A 4348-nucleotide genomic window follows, 5' to 3' on the forward strand; every position below is an offset into this window, starting at 1 on the left:
ACCGCGCTCGAGAGCCGCGTTGGCCAATTCGTCCAACCGCCCCAGATAGGCGGCCAACGGGGGAAATCCTCCGCTGCCATTCATCAAACGGTCCCGGCAGTGGGCGCGCCAGCGCGCCTGCTCATCGTCCCGCAGCGACCCGGGGTGATTGCGGGCGCGGAAGCGAAACACCAACTCCGGCAGCCGTGGATCATCGAACCCGAGCCGCTGCCACGCTGGATCAGCGGGATCGAGCTGGCGCAGCCGTGCCAGCCGGCGGCGGTCCTCGTCACCGAGGAAACCATCGTAGAGCGCGCCGTCCACATCGGCGGGTTCGGATGGGTATCCGCGATCAAACACTGCGGCCCACAGCGGCCCCAGATCGGGCAGTTCGGCAGCATAGGCGGCGTGGCGCTCGATCAGCCCCAGATCCAGCCCAAAACGCTCGGCGGCGCTGTCTCTCAACACCGCTGGATTGCCCACCACCATGGGCGAGCGATTGAGGTGAATGCTCTTGAGCGCGAGCCGTTGCACGCCCGCAGGCAGGTCCGCTTGGCCGGTGAATAGGCGCCAACGGGCCTCCTCCGGTCGCAAATCGATTAGCACGCGCGGATCGTGCGCCAAATCCCAGGCCAACAGCTCATTGCGGTTAAACGGATGGCTGGCCAGCGGCCACATCACTGCCAAGCAACCCCGCTCGGTAGAAAACCGCCCGGACACATGCACGAAGGGGCGCGCCTGGCCTGCCGCAGCAGGCAGGCCCAACACCTGCATCACGCGATCGCGCCGGTGTAAGCCCAAGGCGTATTCGAACAGGCGGGGCTGGCGCTCGCGGATCAGACGAGCCACCGCCATGGTGGCTCGCACATCCGACAAGGCATCGTGCGCCTGAACATGGGCCAGCCCATTCGCTGCCGTCAGATCCTCGAGGCGAAAACTCGGCCGCCCGTCGGGATGGCGCGGCCATTCGATGCCTTGCGGGCGCAATGCCCAGGTCATGCGCACCACGTCCAAGATGTCCCAGCGGCCACACCCATTGCGCCACTCCCGGCTGTATGGGTCGAGCAGATTGCGCCACAACAGGTAGCGGGTGAACTCATCGTCGAAGCGGATGGAGTTGTAGCCCACTCCGATGGTGCCGGGGCGCTGCAGCTCGGCCAGGATCAACTCGGCAAAGCTGCGCTCGGTGACGCCGCGGTCCAAACAGAGCTGGGGCGTGATGCCAGTGATCAGGCAGCTTTGCGGGTCGGGCAAATAGTCCGGTGCCGGGCGGCAATACCAGATGACGGGCTCCCCGATCGGGTTGAGCTCGGCATCGGTGCGCAAGCCGGCAAACTGGGCGGGGCGGTCACGCCGCGCATCGGCACCGAAGGTTTCGTAATCGTGCCAAAAAAAGGTGTGGGCGGTCTGGGTCACCCGGGCATGTTAACCGCTGCGCAGCGCCGCACCAGCCACGTCGAAGCACATGGGGTCAGGGGGCACGGTTTGGCGTACAGTGGGGGCATGTCGCCCATGCCATCTGTGCCATCCTTCGCCCCTGCGCCAGAAACCCTCCACACGGCTGTCGCCTACGGCTCCTTGGGGAAGGTGCGGGTGGCCGTCAGCCCGACTGGCCTGTGTGCCGTCGCGCTGGGGGCCGCGGACGACGCCTGGCAGGCCGATCTGCGCCGGCGTTTTCCCCGCGCAGCCATCCAGGATGGCCGGCGCACCTACCGCGTATGGGCGGACGCGGTCGCCGCGCTCGTCGAAACCCCGGGGCAGGATTTTGCGCTGCCGCTGGACATCCGTGGGACTGCTTTCCAGCAGCGCGTGTGGGCGGTATTGCGCACCATCGCACCGGGCCAGACCCTTGGCTACGGCGAGGTCGCCCATCGTCTGGGTGCCCCGCGTGCCACGCGGGCGGTGGCGCAAGCCTGCGGTGCCAACCCGCTGGCGGTGGTGATCCCGTGCCACCGAGTGATCGCCAGCGACGGCGGCCTCACAGGCTACCGCTGGGGGATCGAGCGCAAGCACGCACTGCTGCGGCGCGAGGGGGCGCGGCTGGGTGTCGGCTGACCCGGCTCGGCCTGGGGTTGGCCCGAGCCGGTGCCGATCAATCGGTGGTGGCTTCCTGCGGCTCGGCTGGCTCGGCTTTGCGGTCCTTCTTCGGCAGCGGCTGGATGTCGAGTTTGACCTGAGGCTCGCCACCTTCGGGCGTCTCGACGTCCACCGTCAGGCGCCCGCCGTCTACCAACCGGCCAAACAGCAGTTCGTCTGCCAGCGCACGCCGAATCGTGTCCTGGATCAAGCGCTGCATCGGACGCGCCCCCATCAGCGGGTCGAAGCCCTTCTTCGCCAGATGGCGCCGCAACGCATCGGTGAAGGTGACCTCCACCTTTTTCTCTGCCAGCTGCTGCTCCAGTTGCAGCAGAAATTTGTCCACCACGCGCAGGATGACCTGCTCGTCCAGCGGCTTGAAGCTGACGATGGCGTCGAGCCGGTTGCGGAATTCTGGCGTGAACAGGCGCTTGATGTCGGCCATCTCGTCGCCGGCTTGGCGCTGCGTCGTGAAACCGATGGTGGACTTGTTCATCGTCTCGGCGCCGGCATTGGTCGTCATGATGATGATGACGTTGCGGAAGTCGGCCTTGCGTCCGTTGTTGTCGGTGAGCGTGCCGTGGTCCATCACCTGCAGCAGCACGTTGAAGATGTCCGGGTGGGCCTTTTCGATCTCGTCGAGCAGCAGAACGCAGTGCGGCTTCTTGGTGACGGCTTCGGTCAACAGACCGCCCTGGTCAAAGCCGACGTAGCCCGGCGGCGCGCCGATCAGGCGACTGACCGCATGGCGCTCCATATACTCCGACATGTCGAAGCGGATGAGCTCGATACCCAGAATGTAGGCGAGTTGCCGGGCCGCTTCGGTCTTGCCGACGCCCGTGGGGCCGCTGAACAGGAACGCCCCGATCGGTTTGTCGGGCTTGCCCAAGCCGGAGCGCGCCATCTTGACGGAGGAGGCCAACAACTCCAGCGCCTTGTCCTGACCAAACACCACAGACTTGAGGTCGCGCTCCAGATTTTGCAGCTTGCCACGGTCGTCGCTGGAGACGCTGGCCGGCGGAATGCGCGCGATCTTGGCGACGATTTCCTCGATCTCGGCCTTGCCGATGGTCTTTTTGCGCTTGGAAGGGGCCACGACGCGCTGCGCCGCCCCGGCTTCGTCGATGACGTCGATGGCTTTGTCGGGCAGGTGGCGGTCGTTGATGTACTTGGCCGATAGTTCGGCTGCCGCCTGCAGCGCCGCAGCGGCATATTTGACGCTGTGGTGCTCCTCGAAGCGCGACTTCAGGCCCTTGAGGATCTCGATCGTCTGCTCCACCGTGGGCTCGACCACATCCACCTTCTGGAAGCGCCGCGACAGCGCGGCGTCTTTCTCGAAAATACCCCGGTACTCGGTAAAAGTGGTCGCACCGATGCACTTGAGCTGTCCACTGGACAGCGCGGGCTTGAGCAAGTTGGAGGCATCCAGCGTACCGCCGGAAGCCGCGCCGGCGCCGATGAGGGTGTGGATCTCATCGATGAACAGGATGGCGCTGGGTTTGTCCTTCAGCGCCTTGAGCACCCCTTTCAAGCGTTGCTCGAAATCCCCACGGTATTTGGTGCCAGCCAACAGCGCCCCCATGTCCAGGGCATACACCGTCGCATCGGCCAGCACTTCCGGCACATCCTTTTGCACGATGCGCCACGCCAGCCCTTCGGCGATGGCGGTTTTGCCCACGCCGGCCTCACCCACCAGCAGCGGGTTGTTTTTGCGCCGGCGGCACAGGATTTGAATCACCCGCTCGACCTCGTAGTCCCGCCCGATCAGTGGGTCGATCTTGCCATCTTTGGCCAATTGGTTGAGGTTCTGGGTGAACTGCTCCAGCACCGATGCCTTCTCGTTGCCCTTGGCCTCGCTGGCCTCTTCGTTGTCGGCGGCGCTGCCCTCGCTGGACCTGGCGGGCTCGGGCGACTCGCCCTTGCGGATGCCATGGGCAATGTAGTTGACCACATCCAGCCGGGTAATGCCCTGCTGATGCAGGTAGTACACCGCATGCGAGTCCTTCTCGCCAAAGATGGCCACCAGCACGTTGGCACCGGTGACCTCTTTTTTGCCATTGCCGGTGGACTGGACATGCATGATGGCGCGCTGGATCACACGCTGGAAGCCCAGCGTCGGTTGCGTGTCCACCTCATCTGTCCCCGCCACGGTGGGCGTGTTGTCCTTGATGAAGGTGGTCAGCGACTTGCGCAGATCATCGATGTTGGCATTGCAGGCGCGCAGCACCTCGGCGGCACTGGGGTTGTCCAGCAGGGCCAGCAGCAGATGCTCGACCGTGATGAATTCGTGCCG

3 protein-coding genes are annotated in these 4348 nt (G+C 65.2%); 1 reads left to right on the forward strand and 2 read right to left on the reverse strand.

The features are described 5' to 3' along the window. Nucleotides 1–1395 (reverse strand): exodeoxyribonuclease I (sbcB, locus tag P3W97_RS06455; RefSeq protein ID WP_300844934.1); only part of this gene is annotated, 1395 nt, incomplete at its 3' end. 96 nt (nt 1396–1491) lie between these two features. Between sbcB and P3W97_RS06460 the strand changes: the two genes are divergently transcribed. Beyond that, the gene (locus tag P3W97_RS06460) at nt 1492–2034 is read left to right on the forward strand and encodes a methylated-DNA--[protein]-cysteine S-methyltransferase (RefSeq protein ID WP_300844936.1); all 543 of its coding nucleotides are present in this window, start codon (nt 1492–1494) and stop codon (nt 2032–2034) included. Between the two features lie 37 nt (nt 2035–2071). Here P3W97_RS06460 and clpA read toward each other — a convergent pair. Beyond that, nucleotides 2072–4348 (reverse strand): ATP-dependent Clp protease ATP-binding subunit ClpA (gene clpA, locus P3W97_RS06465; protein WP_300844938.1); only part of this gene is annotated, 2277 nt, incomplete at its 5' end.

It is taken from the genome of Tepidimonas sp., assembly GCF_029335975.1.
In the GTDB taxonomy this organism is placed as follows: domain Bacteria; phylum Pseudomonadota; class Gammaproteobacteria; order Burkholderiales; family Burkholderiaceae_C; genus Tepidimonas.